General features: G+C 37.4%; 19 protein-coding genes, 1 tRNA gene and 1 pseudogene. 14 read left to right on the plus strand and 7 right to left on the minus strand.

Going from position 1 to position 25,081, the window contains the following annotated elements:
• Window positions 1-40 precede the first annotated feature (40 nt).
• The 6 genes from F6K27_RS16055 (at window position 41) to F6K27_RS16080 (ending at window position 7,267) form a co-directional block, all read left to right on the plus strand.
• Window positions 41-544: a DNA recombination-mediator protein A gene (locus F6K27_RS16055; protein WP_124155252.1), complete on the plus strand. Its 504-nt coding sequence runs from the start codon at window positions 41-43 to the stop codon at window positions 542-544.
• 13 nt (window positions 545-557) lie between these two features.
• Window positions 558-980, plus strand: a complete 423-nt coding sequence (locus F6K27_RS16060; protein ID WP_287276033.1) for an MAPEG family protein — start codon at window positions 558-560, stop codon at window positions 978-980.
• A 290-nt stretch (window positions 981-1,270) separates the two neighbouring features.
• Window positions 1,271-1,762, plus strand: coding sequence for a YajQ family cyclic di-GMP-binding protein (locus F6K27_RS16065; protein WP_287276035.1), 492 nt, complete (start codon window positions 1,271-1,273; stop codon window positions 1,760-1,762).
• Between the two features lie 448 nt (window positions 1,763-2,210).
• Entirely contained in the window at window positions 2,211-3,059 is an 849-nt protein-coding gene (locus tag F6K27_RS16070; protein ID WP_287276037.1) for a nidogen-like domain-containing protein, read from the plus strand.
• A 537-nt stretch (window positions 3,060-3,596) separates the two neighbouring features.
• The gene (locus F6K27_RS16075; RefSeq protein WP_287276039.1) at window positions 3,597-4,397 is read left to right on the plus strand and encodes a PEP-CTERM sorting domain-containing protein; all 801 of its coding nucleotides are present in this window, start codon (window positions 3,597-3,599) and stop codon (window positions 4,395-4,397) included.
• A gap of 659 nt (window positions 4,398-5,056) precedes the next feature.
• Window positions 5,057-7,267, plus strand: a complete 2,211-nt coding sequence (locus tag F6K27_RS16080) for a phosphoketolase (protein WP_287276040.1) — start codon at window positions 5,057-5,059, stop codon at window positions 7,265-7,267.
• A 242-nt stretch (window positions 7,268-7,509) separates the two neighbouring features.
• Here the strand turns inward: F6K27_RS16080 and F6K27_RS16085 are convergent, their stop codons facing one another.
• Both F6K27_RS16085 and F6K27_RS16090 read right to left on the minus strand, forming a co-directional pair.
• Complete coding sequence (locus F6K27_RS16085; protein WP_287276041.1) at window positions 7,510-7,650, minus strand: hypothetical protein; 141 nt, start codon at window positions 7,648-7,650, stop codon at window positions 7,510-7,512.
• Window positions 7,643-8,038: a CU044_2847 family protein gene (locus F6K27_RS16090; RefSeq protein WP_287276043.1), complete on the minus strand. Its 396-nt coding sequence runs from the start codon at window positions 8,036-8,038 to the stop codon at window positions 7,643-7,645. The genes F6K27_RS16085 and F6K27_RS16090 overlap by 8 nt, the downstream gene beginning before the upstream one ends.
• 373 nt (window positions 8,039-8,411) lie before the next feature.
• Between F6K27_RS16090 and F6K27_RS16095 the strand changes: the two genes are divergently transcribed.
• The 3 genes from F6K27_RS16095 to F6K27_RS16105 all read left to right on the plus strand — a co-directional run bounded on the left by F6K27_RS16095 (window position 8,412) and on the right by F6K27_RS16105 (window position 12,606).
• The gene (locus F6K27_RS16095; protein ID WP_287276044.1) at window positions 8,412-11,123 is read left to right on the plus strand and encodes a caspase family protein; all 2,712 of its coding nucleotides are present in this window, start codon (window positions 8,412-8,414) and stop codon (window positions 11,121-11,123) included.
• A gap of 137 nt (window positions 11,124-11,260) precedes the next feature.
• On the plus strand, window positions 11,261-12,343 hold the full coding sequence (locus F6K27_RS16100; protein WP_287276045.1) for an RNA-guided endonuclease TnpB family protein: 1,083 nt from the start codon (window positions 11,261-11,263) through the stop codon (window positions 12,341-12,343).
• A gap of 56 nt (window positions 12,344-12,399) precedes the next feature.
• Window positions 12,400-12,606, plus strand: coding sequence for a hypothetical protein (locus tag F6K27_RS16105; RefSeq protein ID WP_124142740.1), 207 nt, complete (start codon window positions 12,400-12,402; stop codon window positions 12,604-12,606).
• A gap of 405 nt (window positions 12,607-13,011) precedes the next feature.
• On the opposite strand, the gene F6K27_RS16110 is transcribed toward F6K27_RS16105, so the two are convergent.
• Window positions 13,012-13,779 (minus strand): Uma2 family endonuclease, encoded by a 768-nt coding sequence (locus F6K27_RS16110; RefSeq protein WP_287276046.1) that lies wholly within the window; start codon window positions 13,777-13,779, stop codon window positions 13,012-13,014.
• A gap of 238 nt (window positions 13,780-14,017) precedes the next feature.
• On the opposite strand from F6K27_RS16110, the gene F6K27_RS16115 reads away from it, so the two are divergent.
• Together F6K27_RS16115 and F6K27_RS16120 are read left to right on the plus strand one after the other, a co-directional pair.
• A complete protein-coding gene (locus tag F6K27_RS16115) occupies window positions 14,018-14,275 on the plus strand; it encodes an AbrB/MazE/SpoVT family DNA-binding domain-containing protein (RefSeq protein WP_287276047.1) in 258 nt (85 codons plus the stop codon).
• On the plus strand, window positions 14,269-14,706 hold the full coding sequence (locus tag F6K27_RS16120; RefSeq protein WP_287276049.1) for a PIN domain-containing protein: 438 nt from the start codon (window positions 14,269-14,271) through the stop codon (window positions 14,704-14,706). Before F6K27_RS16115 ends, F6K27_RS16120 begins: the two co-directional genes overlap by 7 nt.
• 574 nt (window positions 14,707-15,280) lie before the next feature.
• Here the strand turns inward: F6K27_RS16120 and F6K27_RS16125 are convergent.
• The 3 genes from F6K27_RS16125 to F6K27_RS16135 form a co-directional block, all read right to left on the minus strand.
• A complete protein-coding gene (locus tag F6K27_RS16125; protein ID WP_287276051.1) occupies window positions 15,281-16,753 on the minus strand; it encodes a DUF2079 domain-containing protein in 1,473 nt (490 codons plus the stop codon).
• A gap of 672 nt (window positions 16,754-17,425) precedes the next feature.
• Window positions 17,426-19,045, minus strand: a complete 1,620-nt coding sequence (locus F6K27_RS16130) for a DUF2079 domain-containing protein (protein ID WP_287276053.1) — start codon at window positions 19,043-19,045, stop codon at window positions 17,426-17,428.
• Between the two features lie 80 nt (window positions 19,046-19,125).
• Entirely contained in the window at window positions 19,126-19,986 is an 861-nt protein-coding gene (locus F6K27_RS16135; RefSeq protein ID WP_287276055.1) for a sulfotransferase, read from the minus strand.
• A 641-nt stretch (window positions 19,987-20,627) separates the two neighbouring features.
• On the opposite strand from F6K27_RS16135, the pseudogene dxr reads away from it, so the two are divergent.
• The 3 genes and pseudogenes from dxr to F6K27_RS16150 all read left to right on the plus strand — a co-directional run.
• Window positions 20,628-21,782, plus strand: a pseudogene (gene dxr, locus F6K27_RS16140) (1-deoxy-D-xylulose-5-phosphate reductoisomerase); the annotation flags it as partial.
• The gene (locus tag F6K27_RS16145; protein ID WP_240038734.1) at window positions 21,783-22,283 is read left to right on the plus strand and encodes a tetratricopeptide repeat protein; all 501 of its coding nucleotides are present in this window, start codon (window positions 21,783-21,785) and stop codon (window positions 22,281-22,283) included.
• A gap of 324 nt (window positions 22,284-22,607) precedes the next feature.
• Window positions 22,608-24,122 carry a site-2 protease family protein gene (locus F6K27_RS16150; protein ID WP_287276057.1) on the plus strand — a complete coding sequence of 505 codons (1,515 nt, stop codon included), beginning with the start codon at window positions 22,608-22,610 and terminating at the stop codon, window positions 24,120-24,122.
• A 647-nt stretch (window positions 24,123-24,769) separates the two neighbouring features.
• On the opposite strand, the gene F6K27_RS16155 is transcribed toward F6K27_RS16150, so the two are convergent.
• Window positions 24,770-24,854: transfer RNA gene (locus F6K27_RS16155), tRNA-Ser, on the minus strand.
• Window positions 24,855-25,081: the final 227 nt, after the last annotated feature.

Below are 25,081 nucleotides of genomic sequence, written 5' to 3' on the forward strand. Positions count from 1 at the left end.
TATAATCCTTTAGGCAATTTTATTACAGTAGATAAAATCTTTGAGTCAATCAATTGATATTCCCAAGGTAGATGATTTTTTACAGGAACTTTTAGCAATCCAACAAACAGGTTCTAAAAGAATTGCTATGTTGGGTTCTCGCCATGTTCCTATTACTCATCAACAATTAATTGAGTTGTTAAGTTATGCCTTGGTTTTAGGATCTAATCATGTTATTACATCAGGTGCAACAGGTACTAATTTAGCAGTAGTTCGGGGGGCAATGAGAGCCGATCCTAATCTAGTTACTGTTATTTTACCTCAAAGTATGAAACGGCAACCGAGAGAATCTCGCCAAGAACTGGATAAGGTTATTCATTTAGTGGAAAATCCTAAAAATGATCAATTATCTTTAGGAGAAGCAAGCTCTATATGTAATCAGGAAATTATTTCTCGATGTCAACAGCTTATTTGTTTTGCGTTTCACGAAAGTAATACTTTGTTGAAGACTTGTCAAGATGCAGAAGAACAACGTAAAGTAGTAACTCTGTTCTATCTAGATTAATATAGCAAAAAAAATGAGTTTGTTGGAGTTACCAGCGTCATCAATATTATTAGATTCCATAGTAATAGGAGCAGTGCTAGTCTACGCACCTTTTTTGGTGGTAGCCTACGGTCGTGTTAAAGTAGGCTATGACCTGGGTGCGCCTAGAGCTATGTTTGAACAATTGCCTGATTATGCTAAGAGGGCAACCTGGGCACATCAAAATTCTTTTGAAACTTTTATTGTGTTTACAGCAGCTTCTTTGATGGCATATCTAACACAACAGGATTCTATTTTGGCAATGGGAGCGGCAATTGCTTTTGTGGTTGGGCGATTTTTTTATTCAATATTTTATATTTTGAATGTGCCTATTGGGCGATCGCTAATGTTTGTTGTTAGTTCTTCTGGTACTACTATTTTATTTATTCTCAGTTTGATTAGTATTAATAATTTTTAATCTATGATTCTGGTTTAATTTAGAATAGTTTCTGTTTCTCAATTAAAATTTAAAGGTAATACTATTTGTTGGTATTAGGAATTTTTTTCCTAATATCAAGACCTGAAATAAAAACGATATAAAGAGTTTTTTTCAATCAAAAGTCTCAAATTAATTCATGGTATAGCAGAACAAAAAGTTTTAATTTTAAAATTTTGAACTGTCCTAAGATTTCCTTCGACTGTTATATTAATGTAGTCAATTTTTTAATACTTAAAGTTAAACAACAGTAATATATATATTCAATAATTATGGCATCTACATCATCTTTTGATATAGTCAGCGATTTTGATAGACAAGAATTAGTTAATTCTATAGACCAAGCAGAGCGAGAAATAAAAGCTCGTTATGATTTGAAAGATTCTAATACGACATTAGAATTGGCAGAAGATACAATTACGATTAATACCAGTAGTCAATTTGCTTTAGATGCAGTTCATACTGTTTTACAAACTAAAGCAGCGAAACGTAATTTATCGTTAAAGATATTTGATTTTGGTAAGGTGGAATCTGCTAGTGGCGGTAGAGTTAGGCAAGAAGTTAAACTGCAAAAAGGTCTTACTCAAGAAATTTCTAAAAAAATCACTAAGTTGATTAAAGATGAATTTAAGAAAGTACAAGCATCTATTCAAGGTGATTCTGTCAGAATTTCTGCTAAGTCTAAAGATGATTTACAAGCAGTAATGCAAAGGTTAAAAGAAGAAGATTTACCTGTGCCATTACAATTTACAAATTATCGTTAATTAGATAGCAGAAGGAAGAAGGAAGAAGGAAGAAGGAAGAAGAAAAAGTATTACGCTGTCTGAGTTTTAAGCTTTTGACCTGTCCTGGCCTTTGCTTCGACAATTGCTATGGAATATCTCGAACAATATCCTGGTGTTGGATATTTTCGGGATAATTTTTATTGTTTTGAATTTCAAAAGATGAAATAGTCTGGAAGATGATTAAAATGCTTAAAATTGCTTGGGGTTTGAATCGATAATTAATTTTCCCTTCTGCTTTCTGTCTTCTGTCTTTTGTCTTTTGTCTTCTTCAAAATTTGATTTATTATGTAATTTTTATTTTCTCTATTCCATACTGCTACAACTTTTCAGGCATATTTTTATCTCGTGAGGCAAAAAATTTTTGCATAAATTTCCGGAGTAACGGTGAAACAATATCAGGTAATGAATTTTCTCAGGAAATTTAATCATGTTGAACAAAACTGTTAAACAACTATCAATAGCTACAGCAACAGTAGGATTAGCAACTTTAGGCGTGACTTTCGGTAATACCCAAACTGCTAATGCTGCTGCTATCAGGTCAGGATTTAACTCAAATACCCTGCCACGCAATGATGATGGTTCGACAAGTCTAGTTTCAATGGGCTTTGATATTAATTTCGGCAGCTTCATCTCCGACCAACTATACATCAACAACAACGGAAACGTTACATTTGACCAGAATTTATTTACTTTTACACCATTCAATCTGACTAACACAACTCGGCAAATCATTGCACCATTTTTCGCTGATGTAGATACTCGTGGCCCCGGCGATCCTGTTACCTATGGCACAGATATTGTAGATGGTCGTGATGCTTTCGGTGTTAACTGGATTAATGTCGCTCATTACTTTCAAAGTGTTCCACTCAATAGCTTTCAGTTAGTATTAATCGATCGCTCTGATACTGGAGTTGGTAACTTTGACTTTGAGTTTAACTACAACGAGATTTTGTGGGAAAGTGGTGAGGCCAGTGGTGGTAACTCACAAGGTTTAGGCGGCGAGTCTGCTCGTGTAGGTTTTTCCAATGGTACTGGCGACCCAGGGACATTTTTTGAGTTACCTGGATCTGGAGTTAATGGAGCTTTCATTGATGGAGGGAGTAGTGCATTAGTTAGTAACAGCCTCAATAGTAATGTTTTAGGAAGGTATAAGTTTTCGGTAAGAGATGGGAAGGTCGTAACTTCAGTTCCTGAACCTGCTTCTATACTTGTTTTATTAGCCCTAAGTGCTTTAGGCACAACTTTCCTGAAGCGTAAGCAGAATGAAAAAGTGTAGGTTCACAGGTCTAATTTCTAGCAAACCTACGTCAATTTTAAAACCTAAATTCATTATATCCTTCAGATATTTGTTTGTGAGGAGATGCGCCCAAAAATAATATAAAAGTATTAGGGTGTATCTCGCAATTTAGACAATTTGGGAACGGGCAAGATGCCCATTCCACAAAACTACTAACCTACATTCCGCATTTATGCAAGGCCCACATTATTTTTCCTTCTTCTTATTACCCGCGTGTCGTTATTTAACCAGCCGTTAAAACGGGCGCTGCGTAATTCCTCCCGACGCTTTTTAGGTTTTTATTTAGGTTTTTATTTGAACAATAAGTCAACTCAAGATAGGGACAACTGCAAAGTAGTTACTCCTCTATGGAAATGATTTTGATTTGATTTATTGTGTAATTTTTATTTTCTCTATTCCATACTGCTAGAACTTTTCAGGCATTTATTGACCTCGTGAGGCAAAAAAAATTTGCATAAATTTCCGGAGTAACGCTGAAACAATATCAGGTAATGAATTTTCTCAGGAGATTTAATCATGTTGAACAAAACTGTTGCTGCTGTAAAAAGTGTAAAACTCACCAGAACTATTGTTTCTAGTGCCCTTGCTTTTGGTACTATCATAACTTTTGGCAATGTTCCTGCACAGGCTTTTCAAATTTTCTTTGGAGAAGACTTGAATAATAGTAATTCTGTACCTTTGGCTTCTTTTCCCAATGCCTCTGATGCTGAATCCAATTTTCTATCTAATTTAGTTGAGGTAGGAACTGAAGATTTTGAAGGATTTGCTACAGGAGCAAGTGGACTATTAGATTTAACTTTCCCTGATTCTGATATTACAGCTACTCTTTCTGGTGGGGGGGGACGAATACGGTCTGTTCCTGTTGGTAGCACGAATGGAGTTGGTCGATACGGTACTTCTGGTACTAACTTCTGGGAATTATCAACAGGTGGATCTAATAACTTTCAAGTAGACTTTGACACAGCAGTTGGGGCTTTTGGTTTCTATGGTATTGATATTGGTGATTTTGCTGGTCAGCTCGCGGTAGAGCTATCAAACGGAACAATAGAGACCTTTACAGTTCCTAATACAGTCGGAAGCTTTGGTAGTACAGATGGTTCAGTCCTCTTTTTTGGTATAGTTGCTGAGGATCATTCTGAAAAATTTATGTCTGTTGACTTTTTGACAACTACTGGACAGGGAGATGTTTTTGCATTTGATGATTTTACAGTTGGGGATATCGAAAAAACACCAGAGCCGGCTTCAGTTTTAGGTTTATTAGCCCTAAGTGCTTTAGGCACAACTTTCCTGAAACGTAAGCATAAAGAAAAAGTGTAGGTTCACAGGTCTAATTTCTGGCAAACCTACGTCAATTTTAAAACCTAAATTCATTATATCCTTCAGATATTTGTTTGTGAGGAGATGCACCCAAAAATAATATAAAAATATTAGGGTGTATCTCGCTACGGGCAAGTTAGAAGTCAAAAGTCAAAAGTCAAAAGTCATCTCTGACTTACTTTCAGCATTTAGTATTGTCCGCGCCCTAATTATGTAGTGCTATATCTCGCAATTTTGTTGTTGAGGCCAAAAAATCCTTGAAAAGCAATTTTCTTTTAGAAACTGTTTTTAAACAATTAATAATGGCCTGGGAGTGACTGAAGAATATGACAGACCATCAAGCTGAACCTGAAATACATAGTCATATTCTTAACCACATTTATGAAAAAATGTCAATAAGTGAACCACCCATTGGAGAAATTGAATGAGAGTATAAGCTTTTGACATTGGTAGTTGGGTCGGAGTCATATTCTTATCTAGTTATCTTTTTGATTTTCTAATGACTTGAACTGTTAAGTTTTTTTCAATTTAGATAGAACTTAATAAACATTGCTAGAGCTTATTAATACTCAAAGTAAAAGAAATTAACATCGATCCCCGTAGATGTTAAATTATTGTTAACTGAAAATTAAATAGATAAAAATTACAGACAAATTTATATGACTGCAACAACGCCAAAACCAACAACAGTTCCAGATTTTTGCGAAGGTATCCAATATTTTGGAGAAGCTTGGCCTGATTTTGAGACCCACGCTAATACTCCAGCAATAGCAGAAGGAAGTAAAGCGATCGCCTCACCAAGGGACCCTGCTGGGGTATATCAAACTCTCCTCTATGCTGATGCTCTCCGTTACCTAATGCTACAAGTCACAGGCAGTAAAGCATCAGGACACCCTGGTGGTTTTGCCAGTCAAGCTGAAGCTTATGCAGCACTGGTAATGTTAGGCTACAAAAATATTATGACAGAAGTCGGGCATCATGCCCCCGGTTTTTATAGCGCTGCATTTTTAGACCGCTCCCTGGAAGACATGGAAATTTCCACAGTACAGCAAATGCGCGATCGCTTCCGGGAAATGCACGGACTTCTCGGGCACCTATCTGGCTGCATCCCAGGACTTTTAAACCCTGCCGGACCACTGGGTCAAGGGCAACACTTCGCCATGGCAGCAGCATTATTACACCGTGACACTCTATTTCCATTTACCATGGGAGATGGTGGTATGGGCGAACCATACCCAGTCAGCGCCATGGCACATTTCAATACTGCTTATCCTGAAGTTACCAACTTTTTACCAGTATTAGTGTGGAATGGTTACAGTCAAGAACACCACAGTATGGTATCTACCAAAACCAATGAAGAAATGATTGCCTATTGGAAAGGCAACGGTTTCGCAGAAGTAGTACTGGTAGATGCTAAAGACTTCGACGACAAAAACCAAGCAGGAGATTATATAGATAGCAGTGCTTTCTCTTTTGAAAAGCGTCTAGAATTCACAAAAGCTGTATTAGAAAATGTGGATAAAGCTGCAAAATCTGCTCTCGGTGGCAAACTCACCATTTTTATTATCAAACAACTTAAAGGTACAGGGGTTCATGCTAGAGGTTCAAAATCTCACAACCTGTATCCTAAAGATACTCTCGACAGTCCCCACATGATCGACGCTCTCAAAGAACGTGCTTTACCAGTAGCAGGTTGGGAATTAGTCCGGAAAAATTGCGAACGTGCTGGTGGGGGGCCTGCATCTAAAACTGTTGTCACTGAATTTGAATACCCGCTAGCAGAATTAGGTCAACTACCTCTAGAAGAATTTGCCGTTGGTGGAGATCCGAAAGTTGCCACAACTGCAATGGGAGCATTAATAGCTCATGTCGGTCAAAAAGACCCTCATTTCTTGCTGACAAATGCGGATGGTAACGCTGCATCGGGAATTAACAATGTTAACCAGGCATTGAAAATTATTCACCCCACCCCCGACGACATTTATTTCCAAGGTCCGAAAGGTCAGGTTTACGAACCTTTGAGCGAAGATGCTTGTGCGGGAATGGCTGCGGGTTTGGCATTGATGGGAGCGAGGACAGTTTGGTGTTCCTATGAATCTTTTGCTATTAACGGCGTACCTATTTGGCAGACTGTCACCCAAGCAATGGCTGAATTGCGTCACCTGACTCCTTCAACAATTACATTATTTACTGCGGGAGCATTAGAGCAGGGGCGCAACGGTTGGACGCACCAACGCCCAGAAATTGAGGCTTATTTTGCAGCGATGATGCGCAATGGGAATGTGTTTGCCCTGTTCCCACCCGATGCTAACAGTATTCAAGCTTGCTATGAGTGGGCGCTGACAACCAAGAATAAGGGTATAACAATCACTGCAAGTAAATCTCCGCTACCAATTCGGACTACTTTTGAACAGACAAGACAAGGGTTGCGGGATGGTGCTGTTGTTCTCCAAGAAGTTGCAGGAGACCAGACAGTTGTGTTTGCGGTAGTGGGAGATATGCCATTAATTCCAGTATTTGAAGCTGCTGCTTATTTGGAAACTGAAGGTATTGGGGTGCGCATAGTCTCGGTGATTAATCCCCGCCGTTTGTATCGTTCCCAGGATACAGGTTGGGATACTTGCTCTGAAGCTGATGGCGGATTTTTAGATGATGCTGGTTTTGAAAAGTTATTTGGTGGTGATGCCTTAATTGGCGTGACTGGCGGTGCGAGTTTAATGTTGGAACCGATAATGTTACGGAGTCAGGTTAAGCGGGATACCTTTGCTTGGCGTCGGGGTGAGACTGCTTCTAGTGCTGGTCAGGTGATGGCTTTTAATGGTATCACGGCTGAGACATTGAAGGGACGAGCGATCGGATTGTTGAATTGAGATGATGAGTTAATCTAAGTCGTAGTGGACCGACACAGCTAAAATGTTGCAATAGTAGGGGCGGGTTCCGCGTTAAGTTAATAATATCACCCACGACTGAGTAAACCCGCCCCCACCCCAATAATCTAATACATAAAATTAGATGTGTCAGTCCAGTAGGGGCGGGTTCCGCGTTAAGTTAATAATATCACCCACGACTGAGTAAACCCGCCCCCACCCCAATAATCTAACTACTAAAAGTCTTATATTATTCCAACGGAGATGCTGCGTAAACGGCAATTTATTCCCCTCCTGGGAGGGGTTAGGGGTGGGTTGCCTGTTGCCTGTTGCCTGTTGCCTGTTGCCTGTTGCCTGCGCACAGCACTATGATGTTGTTTATTCAACTTGCTCAGGAAGCGAACATTCAACTGTCACCTTGAGATTACTTTTAGCAGTACCTTTGGTTACATAGGGAATACCAGCTTCTCCACCCAATTCAATGCCGAATTCTAGGGTGACTTTCTCTACATTAGGTATTCTCTTTTTCTTAAAAGCATTTAAGCCAATAATAGTATAACCCCGGATCGTACTTTCAATTGTTTGGGCGTGTTTTATTAGTTGCTGTTTTAGCTTTTCAGTAGCACTCATACCCTTGTCTTGAAGACCTTGTTCTTCGTTCTCGTCTTCTGCTACATTTTCTGGACTGTCTACCGTCGGAATGCCCAAATCTTCTGTAGCTTCAACGTAAATAGTTGTACCGTCATCTAGTTTAATTGGGGTTAATTCTATCATAGCATAGTATAATTTGGGCTAAAATATTTATCGAAAATAATTCTAACACTGTTGTATGCCTCCTGAGTACCTACTGGCGTGGCACAGCTAAAAATTTAGGTTGGGTAGAACGAAGTGTTATATCAAATCCGCTCGGGTTCGGTATAAAAAAAAATTCATCTTCATCCAAGAGCAAATGTTTCGCGCATTCTCTTCCCTTCTGACTCCTGACTTCCCCTCCTGGGAGGGGGAGGGGCGAGGGGTGGGTTGACTCGGTCCTCCTAGATTAACTATCTAATTACACCGATGCTACCGGATTTGATATCATTGGGAGCTTATCCGTTAGGATAAACCCAACACACACCTCATTGTTTTGTTGCTTAAAATAAATTTGTTGTTTAAAATAAAGTTGTTGGGTTTTGTTCCTCAACCCAACCTACAATTTATCAAAAAGCTGATTATGAGTCGAGATGCTTTAGTCATTGGAATTAATACCTACAGCTATGAACGTCTCAATAATTTAACTGCTCCTGGGCAAGATGCAGAAGCTGTAGCTAAATTACTGGAAAATTATGGGGACTTTAAGGTAACGCGACTTCCTGCGGTTAAGGATAAACAGAATAATACCGTTCGTGTTGGTCAAAAAACCAAAGTCACTCTCAACCATTTAGAAAATACGATAATACAATTATTCACGCCTGATGGAAAACCCCCAGATACAGCTCTCCTCTATTTTTCTGGCCACGGTTTACGAAAAAGCAAGGGACGGATACAAGAAGGGTTTTTGGCCAGCAGTGATGTCAACCCAGACGTAGGTAACTGGGGTTTATCTTTACAATGGTTGCGACGACTCCTGCAAGAAAGTGAAGTACGGCAGCAGATTATTATTTTAGATTGCTGTCATGCTGGAGAAATCCTAAATGTTGCAGATGCAAACCCTGGAAATATAGGTAAAGCGAGAGATAGGTGTTTTATTGCTGCTTCTCGTGCTTTTGAAGTGGCTTTTGAGGAAATTGATGGTAATCATAGTGTTCTCACCGCAGCACTTATCAAAGGATTGGAACCTCAACAAAACCGATGGGTGACAAATTACACTTTAGTTGATTTACTTAATCAAGAACAGAATGCTTTTCCTCAACGTCCGACTTTTAGTAATTCTGGGGAACCTATTAATCTTACCCGGAGGTTTACGGCAGTAACTAATATCCCTACTCCATCAGGACAAGGTATTTGTCCTTACAAAGGTTTAGCTTATTTTGATTGTACAGAAGAGGATGCCAGATATTTCTATGGACGTACTGCTCTAACAGATGAATTATTAGAAAAGGTGCGTGTTGGTAATTTTCTGGCTGTCTTGGGTGCTTCGGGGAGTGGTAAATCTAGTGTTGTCAGGGCAGGATTGTTATATCAATTACAGTTGGGAAGGCGTTTGTCTGGTAGTGAAAGTTGGCAGATTAAAATTTTTCATCCTGGCGAACATCCCCTAAATTCTTTGGCACTTGCTTTTTTAGATTCTGAGTTATCCGATATCGAACGCGCTACCCAATTAGCTCAAGCTCAGGAATTGATCAAAAAAGGTTCTGAAGGTTTGAGGCAAATAATTTCTGTCGCAGATACACCGAAACTGGTGCTGGTAGTAGATCAGTTTGAAGAAGCTTTTACCTTATGTCAGGATACCTCAGAACGTCAGCAGTTTTTTGCTTGTTTGTTTGATGCTTTACCGAAAACCGATAAACTCTGTTTAGTGTTGACAATGCGGGCAGATTTTTTTAGTAAATGTATTGAACAGGAATATAGCGGACTGGCACAACTTATGCAGCAACATGGTGTTGTTGTGATGGGAATGTCGGAAGAAGAGTTAAGAAAAGCTATTGTCGAACCAGCAAAACAGGTAGATTTGGAAATTGAGTCAGCACTGGTGGAACAAATACTGGCAGATGTAGCGGATGCTCCAGGGTATCTGCCATTGTTACAATATACACTGACACGACTGTGGGAGGAAAGAACTGATAATTGTTTGCGACTCAACACTTATGTGCAATTGGGTGGTGTGATGGGTACATTGCGTCAACGTGCTGATCAGGTGTATAAGGGATTTTCTGAAGAGGAAAAAGCAGCAGCGCGATATATTTTTCTAGAACTAACCCAGTTGGGGGAGGGTACAGAGGATACCCGCAGAAGAGTATTGCAGACGAATTTAGTTAATCAGCGTTATGGAGAAAAACTGATTGAGACTGTAGTTCAGAAGTTGGCTGATGAAAAGTTGGTTGTTACCACTGAAATAGTAGCTAAAGGAGGAGGAGCAGAGAGAGTTGCAGTGGTGGATGTGGCACATGAAGCTTTGATTCGTCACTGGAGTCTATTGCGGAGTTGGGTGAGTGAAAACCGCGATGTAATTAGAATCAAGCGTAAGATTGAGATGGCGGCTGAAGAGTGGAAAAGTCAAGGGAAATTGAGGGATTATTTGTTAGTGGGGTTAAAGTTGACAGAAGCAGAGAATTTTTTGGGGAATTATTTTGATTTAGGTTTGCTGTCTGTGTTGGGGAAGGAATTTATTGAGCGCAGTATTCAGCAACGCAAGATAAATAAATGGTTTAGGGTTGGGGAATTTGCTGCTTTTATCAGTGTGGTTGTGCTAGGAGCAGGTTTATCGATTTATTTGGGGATGCAATTGAGTGTACAATTACAAAAACAGCCACTTTTCCAGATACAAAACCAGACACTTTTCCAGAATTTCGGAAGTCCTTCAGCAATCGCCTTTAGTCCAGATGGTCAACTAATTCTCACTGGAAGTAGGGACACAATACGCTTGTGGAATAGAGAGGGTAAACTGCTCCATACCGTAGCAGGTCATACAGGTGATGTCACAGCGATCGCCTTTAGTCCAGATGGCAAACTCATTCTCAGTGCAAGTAGGGACAGGACTTTGCGCTTGTGGGATACAGATTCGGGTCAACTTCTCCATACCATGAAAGGTCATAAAGATGATGTCACAGCGATCGCCTTTAGTCCAGATGGTCAACAGATTCTCAGTGCAAGTAGAGATAGGACTTTGCGCTTGTGGGATACAGATTCGGGTCAACTTCTCCGTATAACAAGTGAGTGATATTGGTCTTGGAGATGCCCCACTTAAGTCATTAGTTCTGAAGTTTTGTGCTTTTTCATCTGCATTGACTTAATCAAAGAATAACGATACAATACCTTAAAAAGCATACTATTTAGACAGGCTGCACTTACGCATACATGAAATCCATCAGAACCAAGCTCAAACTGAATAACAAACAGAAAACCCTGATGGCTCAACACGCTGGTTATAGCAGATGGTGTTATAACTGGGGTTTAAGTTTATGGAATCAGGCATATAAAGATGGTTATAAACCAAATATTCGTAAGCTTAGAGAAACTTTTACCAACCACACAAAACCTCTTTATCCCTGGATGAAAAACTTGTCATCTAAAGTCTATCAATATGCTTTTATCAACTTGGGTGAAGCATTTGAGAACTTCTTTCAAGGGTTAAGTAAATATCCAAGATTTAAGAAAAAAGGTAGGTCTGATTCTTTCACAATTGATAATTCTGGAAGACCCATAGAATTAAATGGGTGGAATCACAAATTACCTTTTATTGGTATTGTCAAAACTTATGAACCTATTGAGGCAACAACTCAAAAAATAACCATTAGTAGACAAGCAGGCGATTGGTACTTAAGTTGTAGCTACGAATTTACTCCCACTCCAATACCTAAAAAAACTGAAGTTGTGGGTGTAGATTTAGGAGTAAAAACTTTAGCAACTTTAAGCACAGGAGAAGTATTTGAAGGAGCTAAATCTTACAAGAAATTTGAAGGCAAGCTATCTAGACTACAATACCTGAACCGCAATAAAAAAATTGGTTCAGCTAATTGGAGAAAAGCACAACTGAAGATAGCAGCATTGCATAGAAGAGTAGCAAACATCCGTAAAGACACACTTCATAAATTGACAACATACTTAGCCAAAAACCACGGCACTGTTGTCATAGAAGATTTGAATGTTCGCGGAATGTTAGCCAACCATAAACTAGCTAAATTAATAGCAGACCAAGGATTTTATGAATTTCGGAGACAGCTTGGGTACAAGTGCCAATGGTACGGTTCAAAGCTAGTAGTAGTAGATAGATTTTTTCCATCATCAAAGACTTGCTCTAACTGCGGTCATGTCCAGGATATGCCCTTAAATCAGAGGACTTATGATTGCCCAGAGTGTGGCTTTTCAATAGATCGAGATTTAAACGCCAGTATAAATTTGAGAAATGCGGTCGGCTCGACCGTGAATGCCTGTGGATGAGTAACCGCCGACGGACTCAGTAGAAGCAGGAAGTAAACATCAGATTATTACATTATGTGACTGTTTGTATCAGTTTTATAGAGCAGTGGGGACAAGACTTTGCATTTGTGGCGGGGTTTATATGGGTAAAATTTGTTAAAAGATGTAATCAACTACAATTTCATCCTGACCTCGTTAAACCTGAAAATAAAGATGCAGCAGAAGCTTGTCTCAAGTATGCAGGTTGGGACGATCAAACCAAAGCAGAATTTCGGGATAGATAACGTTTGTCTAGAGAATAAGGAAAATACCAAGATTGCTGTTATAGCATTTCCCATTAAAATGAGATACATTTACGATCCCCCTAAATCCCCCTTGAAAAGCTATCCTTTATAAGGAACTCCTGAAACCTTTGTAGGAGGGTGGGAAGAGGGGGAAGAGGGGGAAGAGGGGGAAGTAAGAATTTTCTTTAAAGTCCTCAAAAAATTGTCTCATTCAATACAATTTTCTCCGGAAAAAGCCGTTTCCAGACATACACAGAACTTGTATCTTTTGTCAAGTTTTATGTTAAGAAAGATGTTTATAAAGCATAGCTTGAAAAGGGGGACTTTGAAGGCTCCCCCCTTTTTTAAGCGGTTCCCCCCTTATGAAGGGGGGTTAGGGGGGATCTGGGGGCAGGGGGGGATATATTAGACAGAATCAGGATCGACCCCTAACTCTTTTAGTTTAGCAGCCAGACGTTCCGCTCGTTGCTGTTGTTGTTCAGCACGTTGACTTTCCTGTTCAGCACGTTGACGTTCTTGTTCAGCTACTTCTCCTGGCAATAATACTAAATTTTCTTGCTCGTCATAAAATCGTAACCACACTGCCGACTCTTGCAGAATAGTTCCTTCCCAAGTACCCAACCATAACTCTAAGTCCTCGCACCACAACCATCCCCGATCGTTCCGCTGTAGCTCCTGATACTTCTTATTTTGCAGACGCCATCCCTTTAATGACTTCTGATCAAATGGATTAAAAATAAAATAATTTGGAGTACGGAATGTTCGCTCGTAAATATCCTTTTTTTTGCCAATGTCTACACTAGCAGTTGAAGGAGATGTGAGTTCAACTATCACATCTGGATAACGACCTTCTTCTTCCCAAACTACCCATCCTTGACGATCTGTCTTGCCATCAACATCCAAAACTACAAAGAAATCAGGACCTTTGTAATCGCGATTTCTCGCTTGAGTGCTACTATAATAAATAAACATATTGCCACCAGCAAAAAAGTCGTTGCGGTCTGACCAATGTTGATACAAGGAATCTATCAGAAGATTCATGGCAATACGGTGACGTTTGCTTTCCAAGAGTTCTCCATCATCAAAGATTAAGTCTGTAGGTGGCATGGGTGGTTCCCAGTCGGGAGTTACTTCGGTGAGTAACTCGGTTTTGGGAGATGTTTCTGTAGTCATTGTTCGCCCCCTCCGATCATGTTTTCATTTTTTTAGAGTAGCATGGATTAAATATATCAGGACTGACGCAACGCACCCTAATGGACTGACACACCTTAAATGGTGCATTAGGAAAAAATTCTCAAGCCTTGCTATAATAAGAATTATACGAAAAAAGCACTCTGCACAGTTTTAGCTGTGTCAGTCTACTACTAAACTCTGATAGTTCAAGAGGCATATTACAGCAGATAATTACAATATGGAACAACTCACTGTCGATCAATTTGGTCGTATCGAAATCCCTGAAAAAATACGCCAACAATTAGGAATTAACAATCAAACTAAGTTATCCTTAAAAGTTGAGAATGATCAACTTATTCTTCAACCCTTAGAACCAGAATTAGAAACCTACTATGAAGATGGAATATTAGTGTTTAAAGCTGAACCAATATCTAATCCAGAAACAATCATTGATGCACTAAGAACAGAAAGAATTAATGAATTAACATCGTGGTAAAAGCTTTATTTGATACAAGTGTTTTAGTCGCTGCATTATGGAATAATCATCCTAAACATTCAGCTTGTCTTTCACGATTAAAAAAAGTTAAATCTGGAAATATTCAAGGAATAATTTGCACTCATACTTTGGCAGAACTCTATTCCGTTTTAACTCGCCTTCCGATAAAACCTGCTGTTTCCCCAAAACTTGCACAACAATTAATCAGAGAAAATTTAGCAGAATTTGAAGTGATTTCTCTCTCTACTGAAGATTATCAAACTGTTATTAATAAAATGGTAAATTTGAATTTAACAGGAGGTGGAATTTACGATGGTTTAATTGCTCAAGTTGTTTTTAAAGTAGAGGTAGATCGGTTACTTACTTTAAATCCTAACCATTTCATACGTCTTGGTGAAGAAGTAGCAAAATTAGTAGAAGTACCGACATAAAATTTACAGCGATCGCATAATATTGTTAACCCCCTATTTTATGCTTTTATTTTTTTAGAGTAGCATGGATTAACATAATCAGGACTTACGCATGAAGTACAAAAAATTAGGATTTGAGATTGCTTTCCGTCCCGGAATGCTCCGCAAACCCTGTGGGTTGCAATGACGAAAATACGTTGCAGGTGCGTAAGTTCTGATAATATTATGTCCAGTTAAATAGGGTTTGCTGAAAAAGTCTTTTAGTAGGGGTAGGAGACAGGAGACAGGAGACAGGAGACAGGAGACAGGAGGAACGGGAAATTGTAGAGGAGGTAGTCGGAAAAATTGTAAGAGTGATTTTTCTGCCATAATCGCCCCAAAACACTAGCTTTTTGAGCTTGAGCGACCGAAAAGCTTGCACTTTTTCAAGGCAAAAAAAGGCAGCAAACCAATATTAGTCAATGCTTTGATATTTAATCAGCAAGCCCTAAATAGTTTAAATCAACGGTAATAGGCGATCGCTCTCTACGCATTTGGGCATCTAAAACTCACTTAGAGATTACTTTTAACTTTTGACTTGCGCGTAGCGCTATACCTATTTTTTGAACAAATAAACATCATCCCGTTCGTAACTAAGCTGAAATTCTGAATTAACTTTGAGTTTATCTACTAATTTTTCTGAATATTCCTGACTACTTTTCCACCCTGGATGACGTACATTTACCAATACATAATCATACTCAACTAATGCTTCATTTGTTGGTAATTCATCTTCTTCAACAATTAACTTAATAAACTTACGATGAGTTAAATGAGGCGTAATTTCAGAAGTAGTAAAAACACCACCTTTTGTATCGACTAAAGCAATAGCTTCTTGTGCTGCTTGCCAAGTATCTAGATAATCTAAATAAATAGACCAAAAATACCCATATTTAGCCAAAGCTAAAAATCCGATGCAAGACCAAATAATAATAAATTTTGGTAAGCGATCGCCAACTATTGTAGATATATTTTCAGCTTTATCTGTTTGAGGTTTGCGTAAATTCCACAACCAATACCATAAACCACATTTTCCATCAGCAATAGTATAAATTACAGCCATTAATAAAAAAGGTAATATTGGCAAAGAATACTGATGAATTAAATCTCTTTGAGCATCAATTTTAGATAAAATATTCATCGCCAAAACGGGAGAAGCTGCTATTAAAGGAGTTAAATATTTAGGAGCAAGCCACCAAATTATAGGCAGATTTAGTAACAGTAAATATTCTAGAGTTTTCAGTGAAATTAATTTGCCAAACACCAGTTCTGGTCTTAAAAATATATTCAGTAAAATTTCTTGTATAGAGCCACCTAAATATCGATAACGTCCGACTCCTCCTGGTGGTTGACCATCTTTAAAATAAGGTATTAGTACTTGAGTAGCAATAATAAACCAAGCTACACCAGCAAATAAAGCTATTGCTCCGCACAGTCGTTTTTTTTCATAGAAATATAACCAAAAACCCATTCCAGCAATAGGTAAAGATAAAGCATCTTTACAACCTAAAACCCAAATAATAGCTATACAAAACCAAAGATTTTTATCTAATTTTGCTGCTAAAATTGCTCCTAAAATTGCTGGCAATGCCATTACTTCTGGATGAAAATCAAATAAATTGAGATTGAAAACTACTGGGTATAATAAATAAACTATTACCATAGCAAAAGCAAGTTTTTTATTTAAGCCAGAATGACGCGCTAAACTCCAGGTAGGTATTGTTCCTATTGCTAAACAAATGGCTTGTATTAGTAATAACCAATAAACTGAAGGATAAATTTTATAAAGTAATGCGACAGGGTACATTGACCAAGCAGCATGATTACCTAAATGATGTACTTCTAAGAAGGAAGAAATAGGGGGTAAACCTTGACTAATTAAGTAAGTAACTTGGTCATAAATTCCCATTTCAAAAGCCGTAGATTGAAATAATAAATGACGGACGCTGCTACAGATAAATAAAATTATGGCAGCAATTATGGTTATTGTAGAGAGAGGAGCAGATTTTAGTTGTTTGACAATTAGCATTTTAGAAGGAAGAAAGAAGAAGGAAGAAGGAAGAAAATTTTGGCAACTGAGTCTGACAAGGAAGTAAGAAGTAAGAAGGAAGAAGGAAGCAAATTTTGGCAGCTAAGTCTGACTATTGACAGCATTAAGTAATATTTGCTAACTATACTTCTATTTAGAAGTAAAAAGGAAGAAAGAATAAGTAAGCAAATTTTTAGCAACTGAGTCTGACTGTGATAACATTAAGTAATATTTGCTGACTATACTTCTATTTACAGGACTTACGCAAAGACACTACATATACTAGATAAAAACTATAGCACTATGGTACATATAGTGTTTTTACCATAAAAATGCGTAAGTTCTGATGTAGAGATTTTTTGCCATTCAAGTAATGGTGGTCTATTGTAATTATTTTGGTCAAGGACAAAAGCAGTGGGAGCATCTTGCTCCCATGAAACGCCGTTGTTCATCTACATATACCATTACTATGCAGAACTATCGCCATTGATTTAGACTTACTATATTTAGTATTTATTATGCAATTGAAGAATGTTATACTGTTTCTCAAAAAATATCTTTACTTCATACTATTTCTGCGAGGTTTACTGTCTATTCTCACGATCGAAAAGAAGTTTTCAATAATGTCCGACAGACCGCCCATAATCAACTTATTATCTCTCTTAACCTCCATCAAAAAGGGAAATTATTTAACATTTTGATTGCGGGTAATTGACCGATAACTGGTAACTGAAATGACGAAGTAAATGATAGTTTGACAATACTTAAATTTTTCATATTTCTTCCTTCTTCCTTCTTCCTTCTTCCTTCTTTCCTTTGAAATACCAGTACATCATTTTCTTGATAATTTAATTCCCATTCTTGGTTATTTTGGAGATTTTTAGAAAGGATAATACCTGCCTCCTCAGTATCTGGCCAAGGATGACGTAAATTCAGAACTACATAATCAAATTCATCTAAATTATCTGGCTTTGTTTGATTTAATAATTTTACTGTTGAACGATGAGTAAAATGGGGTGCTAATCTATTATCTGTAAGTACCCCTCCTTCAGTTTTGACATAAGTAATTGCATTATTTGTGGCTTGCCAAGTATCCAAACTCTGCCAATATAAAAATAAATCTGCTACATTCCCTAGCAATAAAAACATTAAAACAGACCACAAAATAATCATTTTAGGAGCTTGAAAATTTGGTACTGATAATCTCAGATTAAACTTAGGAATTTCTAACTCTCTTTTCCCAGATAAATTTAATGAAATATCATTTTCTTCAGCTTTTGAAGCTGCTGCTAAACAAGAAATTACTGCTAATAATAAAAAAGCGATCGCTGGCAAGGAATATTGATAATTTAAACTTCTTTGAAATGATACTTCAGACAACACATTTAACACAATTGTGGGAATAGTTGGAATCAGAGGGATAAGATGAGGCAAAATAGTTTTATTTGTCTGAAGTAGAGGAAATATTCCCCAAATTACAGGTAAAAATAATAGACAAATATATTTGATAGTCTCAAAAGATAATATCTTCCCTAAAACTACCCCTGGTTGTAGCAAAATATTAATCATAATTCCCACAACAGAATCTCCCAGATAACTATAACGCCCTACTCCAGCTACTTCTCCACCACTGAAAAAAGGAATAATTCCTTGAGTGACAACCACAAACCAAAAAATACCTAAACAAAGAGCAACTAAACCACAAAACTTCCGCCTTTCAAAAGTTAGTAACCAAACACCCATAAAAACTACAGTTAATGATAAAACTGCCTTGCAACCTAACACCCAAATAATTGCCATACAAAACCAGAAAATACGTTTTAGTCTAGCTGCTAAAATTGCTCCTAAAATAGTAGGCAACGCCATAACTTCCGGATGAAAATCAAATAAATTGATATTAAAAATTACTGGGTAAAGGAGATAGGAAATGGCGATCGCTACTGCTTGTCCTTGATTTAACCCTGCCTGTTTGGCCAGACACCAAGTAGGCCACGCTCCCAAGGCCAAACATATAGCTTGTACCAAAAGTAGCCAGTGTAAATTAGGATAAATCAGATACAATAATCCCAGAGGATAGACTGCCCAAGCAGCATGATTTCCCAGATGGTGATACCCCAAAAAAGAAGAAATGGGAGATTTTCCTTGGCTAATCAAATATACAACTTGGTCATAAATACCCAAGTCAAATCCTGTAGAGTAGAACAAAGCATGGCGTAAGCTACTACAGATAAATAGAACTAATGCTGCTATAATTATTGTCCTACTCACAACAGGTGGTGGAAAAAGCGTCATATTTTATATTTTTAAATCTTATTTTTTGGCTCTTTTTCAACAAGTATTACTATAATTTTTTCACTCATTTTCTGACTACCTTAGTTGAGATTTTTCACGAAGCTACAATACTCAGAAAGCGTTGAAGTACAATTTTCAAACTTCTTAATCCCTTCTGCAATTGATGTCGGAGTTATTTTTTGTTCTAATTTTCTAGGGTTTCTGACAATACGACCTGCTTTGATATTCTCTTTAGAATCACCTATTCCAGGTCTTCCTGTTTTATTCGTTACTTTGTATTCCTCCGAAAATTCTGATTGTGTTCCAAGGACTTTTTTTAAAGCATCAAAAACTAAGTCTGTCTGATTCAGTAGTTGATCGTAGGAAATTATCAAAGTACGTTCTTTGCTATTGATTAACTTTGCATATCTTTCTAAAGTTGATAAGCGATTTAAATAATAAGTTAATACTTTTTCTTCACTCCAGTGTGGCTTGAGATCGAGAATACTAGCTATTGTTCTCTCTGGATCTCTGATGAGAAATATACTATATAAATTTTCCGAAGTTAACAATTTTTCATCTAAAAAAATCTTATTATGTAAAGCTTTATCGAGAATATATTTATGATTCATTCTCAATTTTTTTAAGTCTTGCCACCTGCGAATATTTTGAGTTTTATGATGGACTTTAAATACTAATTTATTCAAATCAAATTCAGAGGCATATTGAATGTGAGTTTCACCATATCCTAAGATTTCTGTATGAGAACTTAATATATTAGCTAGTAATGAAGAACCAGAACGCATATGGCTGAGAATAAAAATGAACTTGTATGGTTCCGTTCTGAACATTGCTCGGTATGGATCTTCAACTTGATTGATTCTCAAGTCATAATACTTATGAATCATGTCATTTTTAATAAGTCGGATAGATTGACGTATTTCCTTAATTAAATCATTCATATTTCACAGTAATAATTTTTTGCTCTATAATAGCTTATTTAGAAAAAGCTGCCAAGCATTAGTAAGTTTTTTTTATATCAGTTTTGATTTTTATATTATATCTAGTATATTAGCTTGATACTATCAGGAAATCTTCAAAGAGGACTCCCGCTATAATCTATGATTTAGTGGCGATACGGGACGTATAAACTGCTCGGGAAAGCCACGCTAGACAGCCACAATACGAATTGAAATCAGCAAATTAATTGAGCGGTAGCGAATCAATCATAGTTATTAATATTTTATTTTCAACCTTTGATTACTTTAACTTACCAGTACAAAACTTTTGTCAACTAAACAGCAAGAAATAGATATTAATCATATTCTTAAAGAAACTCTCTTCTCTGTTTGCGCAGCATTTCGCATTTAAGGCGTTTTTTGCTAAAGTCCCGATAGTAAAAAAAAATTCAGAAACAGGAATATCTAGAGAAAAGTACATGTAATGCTGGATTAATCTGGGTAATTTGTCAGCAAAATTATCATTTCTCTTTTGATATTAAAAATCTGAATAACTAAAATATATTACTCTGGCAACCTTGCTCTTAACACAAAATAACCAATGAATCGTATAGTGGAATTGTGGACAAATTTCTCAAAAAAATATGAAAGCAATTACAATCTTGGGATCTACAGGGTCTATTGGTACTCAAACTTTAGATATTGTTACTCAAAACCCAGATAAGTTTCGAGTTATTGGGTTAGCTGCTGGAAGCAACGTAGAAATGTTAGCTCAACAAGTACGACAGTTCCGCCCTGAAATTGTTGCTATTAACAATGAGTCCCAATTTACAGAGTTAAAAGAGGCCATTGCTGACCTGACACCTCAACCCATATTGCTTGCAGGCCAAGATGGTGTCATTGAAGTTGCGAAATATGGTGACTCAGAAGCTGTAGTAACGGGTATTGTCGGTTGTGCTGGTTTATTACCTACTATTGCCGCTATTGAGGCCCGAAAAGATATTGCTTTGGCAAATAAAGAAACACTTATCGCAGCAGGCCCAGTTGTTAATCCTTTAATTGAACAACATGGAGTAAAATTGTTGCCTGCTGACTCAGAACATTCAGCAATTTTTCAATGTCTTCAAGGTGTACCTAAAGAGGGTTTACGTAGAATTATTTTAACTGCTTCTGGTGGTGCTTTTCGAGACTGGCCAATTGAGAAATTATCAAAAGTCAAAGTGGCAGATGCCATTAAACATCCTAACTGGTCAATGGGTCGTAAAATTACCGTGGATTCTGCCACGATGATGAATAAAGGTTTGGAAGTTATTGAAGCTCATTATTTGTTTGGATTAGATTATGAAAATATTGATATAGTGATTCATCCTCAGAGTATAATTCACTCTTTAATTGAGTTACAAGATACTTCTGTTTTAGCTCAGTTGGGTTGGCCAGATATGCGTTTGCCTCTACTTTACGCTTTATCTTGGCCGGAAAGGATTTATACTGATTGGAAACAATTAGATTTAGTTAAAGCTGGTAGTTTGACTTTTAAGGAACCCGATAATTTGAAATATCCTTGTATTCAATTGGCTTATACTGCTGGTCGTATAGGTGGTTCGATGCCGGCGGCTTTGAATGCAGCAAATGAACAGGCTGTGGCATTATTTTTAGAAGAAAAAATTCCTTTTTTGGATATTCCTAAGTTGATTGAATATGTATGTGAAAAGCATAAGTCAGATTGTCAGAAAAATCCCAGTTTAGATGATATTTTAGCTACAGATAAATGGGCAAGAAAAGAAGCTGTAGCTGGAAGCTTGATAGTAGCTAATCCTCTAAAAAATGTATTAGTTAATGTTGAAGAAAAGCTAGCAAATGCAGAAGAAAAAAAAATCGAAGATGATGCATCTACAGAAATAAAAAGTGAAAATGATAACCTAGGATTTAATGATTTTTATAAAAAGGGATTAGCAGAATATCAGCAACAAAATTATCAATTAGCTTTGGCAGAATTTAATCATGCAATAGAGATAGATAACGGTAACTCAGATGCTTATATTTATAGAGGTGATGTGAAAGAAAAATTAGAAGATTATCAAGGAGCAATTGATGACTATAACCAGGCAATTAAATTAGATGCGACTCATCCAAAAGTTTATTATCGACGGGGAAATGTATTGCGAAAAGTAGGAGATAATTGGGGGGCGATCGCTGATTATAATCAAGCAATTAGACTAAATCCAAATTATACATCTGCCAAACATCGTAGTTATGTTCATGTTGATACAGGATCTACAGAAACATTTATACAAGAGTGAGTCGATCACATCATTTTTTTGAAATAGCAAATAATGATTAATTCAATGATTATTGATATAGGCTAAATTTAAAGTGAAAAAAAATTAATTAACTCAAATAATTTTTCCTAAAAATTATTTAGGTATCTTCATAATTGAAGCCTAATTGACAGAATATTGTTTAAATAATTAATTACTGCAATTAAAAAAGTAAGTTATTAAATTCCTTAAAAACAATTATGAAAAACGAATAATTATCACAGGTAAACTCTTTCCTTTATTTACAAAAATATAAGGGAAAACTTACTACTTTCGACTTTTGAATTTTGAATTGCACATACAATTATGTATAACATATCTGAAAACATAACCACAGTAATAGTAGCTTTAATAACTCTGGGAATTCTTGGCTGGGGATACTATAGAGCAAGACCTTATGGTAGAGTAGGCATTCTCGCCTGGTTACAATCAGTAGTATTAATGGCACCTTGGTTACTATTTTTTGCTCTATTTGCTGCTGGAATCTATCTGAACCTAGTATTTGTCCTATTTTTGCTCGTAGCTTGTACAGGATTATATATATACTTGGGACGACAACTACGAACAATAGCAGCTAAAGACCCAGAAAACCAACCCAGTCTCAAAACCATCGGCGACTCACAACTATCTAGCAATGAAGAAGAAACTCAACCAACCCAGGATAAAATAGCAAACACTGAACCACAAAAAGAACAAACTCCAGAATTTCTCCCTATCCCTAGTGAAGACCTCCAGAAAATCAAAGATATTTTTGGTATCGATACTTTCTTCACCACCGAAACTATTCCTTATCAAGAAGGAGCTATTTTCAAAGGTAATTTACGGGGAGATGTAGAAAAAATCCATACCCAGTTATCAGTCAGTTTGCAAGAAAAACTAGGCGATCGTTATCGACTATTCCTCATAGAAAGTCCTGAAGAGAAACCAGTAGTCATCATTTTACCAAGCAAAAATGACCCTCAACCCGCTACTACATCCCAAAAAATTCTGGCAGTTGTGCTAGCGATCGCTACTATTGCCACCAGTTTTGAAGCAGGTGGTTTATTATTAGGGTTTGACTTTTTCAACGAACCCACACGGTATCCAGAAGCATTACCCATTGCACTTGGTCTATGTGCAGTTTTAGGTATTCACGAAGTCGCCCATCAAGTCTTGGCAAAACGTCACAATGTCCGCTTTAGTTGGCCATTTTTTCTACCAGCTTGGCAAATTGGCAGTTTTGGGTCTGTTAACCGTTTCGAGTCAGCGATACCGAATAGGAAAGTGCTGTTTGATGTAGCTTTTGCCGGACCTGCTGCTGGAGGAATACTTTCTTTGGCAATGCTATTGGTGGGTTTATTGCTTTCCCACGAAGGTAGTATGTTTCAGATGCCGTCCGAATTTTTCAGAGCTTCTGTTTTAGTGGGAACCTTAGCACGGGTGATTTTAGGTTCGGCGGTAAATCAAAATATAGTAGATGTTCACCCACTAGCAATTATCGGTTGGTTGGGTTTGGTAATTACAGCGCTAAATCTTATGCCTGCGGGTCAGTTGGATGGCGGTAGAATTATTCAGGCAATTTATGCTCGGAAAGTTGCAGGTAGAGCAACATTTTTCACTTTTGTAGTTTTAGTCATCGCTTCTTTGGTTAATCCTTTAGCATTGTATTGGGCAATTATTATTTTGGTATTACAGCGAAATTTGGAACGTCCTTGTTTAAATGAATTAATAGAACCTGACGATCTACGAGCTACTTTGTGTTTGTTAGCTTTGTTTATGGCGATCGCTACTTTATTTCCTTTAACTCCTGGTTTAGCTGGTCGGTTGGGTATAGGTGGTTAAGTGAAAGTCAGAAGTTAGAAGTCAGAACTCAGAAGTTAAAAGTTATCTCTGACTAACTGTGAGCTGCTTGGTGCCGGTCCACTCACAGGAGTCAGCATTCCTATGGCTCCGAAACCTCGCCGGGGTCTGACCTCTACTTCTAAGATTAAAATCAGATTTTTCCTGATCGATCTATACTTCCTTACTTAGTAGAAAATTACCAACCTTTTCATTTTATAAGGCTCCTGAAAAATCGCGAGTCAAAGGAATTTTGGTTGCATCCTCACAATTTTTGTGATATACTATGAAATATGATGGCTTTCTCGGGTATACGCATGACTTTTTATTCAACTAAACTTCTAAACTCATAGAGACAATCAAAATATTCAGAAATATTTTCATGGTGAAAAGCTCCTAAAAATATTTGTTTTTCCCCGACCGAATCTTTCCACCCATAGCTCATAGAGTGAAAAATCACCAATATTCATATTCATTGCGCGAAGCTCCAAAAAAACGCGCGCCAAAGGAATTTTGGTTGCATCCTTACAATTTTTGTGATATACTATGAACTATAAGGGTTTGCTCGGGCATACACATGACTTTTTATTCAACTAAAAAAATAGTATAGTGAGGGCGATCGGCAATGTTGTAGATAAGTTAAACTTAAACGGAGAGGGTGGGATTCGAACCCACGGAAAGTCACCCTTCAACGAATTTCGAGTTCGCCGCATTCGACCACTCTGCCACCTCTCCATAAAAAGTCAAAATTTAAAAGTCAAAAGTCAAAAGTCAAAAGTCAAAATTTAAAAGTCAAAAATGATAATTAAATTTCGATCTTCAGAAAATACACATTTTTATATTATATAGCAATTATGATTGATTTGTAAAAAATCCCGAATTCATAGCACTACGCAAACAGAGCGCGGACATTTCTCCACTACCCTACTCCCCTACTCCCCTACTCCCCTACTCCCCCACTC

It is taken from the genome of Okeania sp. SIO2F5, from assembly GCF_010692685.1.
Taxonomy (GTDB): domain Bacteria; phylum Cyanobacteriota; class Cyanobacteriia; order Cyanobacteriales; family Microcoleaceae; genus Okeania; species Okeania hirsuta.

Excerpts from the sequence above, each read along its gene's own strand:
- F6K27_RS16090 (WP_287276043.1), bottom strand. The coding sequence starts at position 8,038 with ATGATAGAATTAACCCCAATTAAACTAGATGACGGTACAACTATTTAC.
- F6K27_RS16100 (WP_287276045.1), top strand. The coding sequence starts at position 11,261 with ATGAAATCCATCAGAACCAAGCTCAAACTGAATAACAAACAGAAAACC.
- F6K27_RS16070 (WP_287276037.1), top strand. The coding sequence starts at position 2,211 with ATGTTGAACAAAACTGTTAAACAACTATCAATAGCTACAGCAACAGTA.
- F6K27_RS16075 (WP_287276039.1), top strand. The coding sequence starts at position 3,597 with ATGTTGAACAAAACTGTTGCTGCTGTAAAAAGTGTAAAACTCACCAGA.
- F6K27_RS16150 (WP_287276057.1), top strand. The coding sequence starts at position 22,608 with ATGTATAACATATCTGAAAACATAACCACAGTAATAGTAGCTTTAATA.
- F6K27_RS16065 (WP_287276035.1), top strand. The coding sequence starts at position 1,271 with ATGGCATCTACATCATCTTTTGATATAGTCAGCGATTTTGATAGACAA.
- F6K27_RS16080 (WP_287276040.1), top strand. The coding sequence starts at position 5,057 with ATGACTGCAACAACGCCAAAACCAACAACAGTTCCAGATTTTTGCGAA.
- F6K27_RS16125 (WP_287276051.1), bottom strand. The coding sequence starts at position 16,753 with ATGCTAATTGTCAAACAACTAAAATCTGCTCCTCTCTCTACAATAACC.
- F6K27_RS16110 (WP_287276046.1), bottom strand. The coding sequence starts at position 13,779 with ATGACTACAGAAACATCTCCCAAAACCGAGTTACTCACCGAAGTAACT.
- F6K27_RS16060 (WP_287276033.1), top strand. The coding sequence starts at position 558 with ATGAGTTTGTTGGAGTTACCAGCGTCATCAATATTATTAGATTCCATA.
- F6K27_RS16130 (WP_287276053.1), bottom strand. The coding sequence starts at position 19,045 with ATGACGCTTTTTCCACCACCTGTTGTGAGTAGGACAATAATTATAGCA.
- F6K27_RS16135 (WP_287276055.1), bottom strand. The coding sequence starts at position 19,986 with ATGAATGATTTAATTAAGGAAATACGTCAATCTATCCGACTTATTAAA.
- F6K27_RS16115 (WP_287276047.1), top strand. The coding sequence starts at position 14,018 with ATGGAACAACTCACTGTCGATCAATTTGGTCGTATCGAAATCCCTGAA.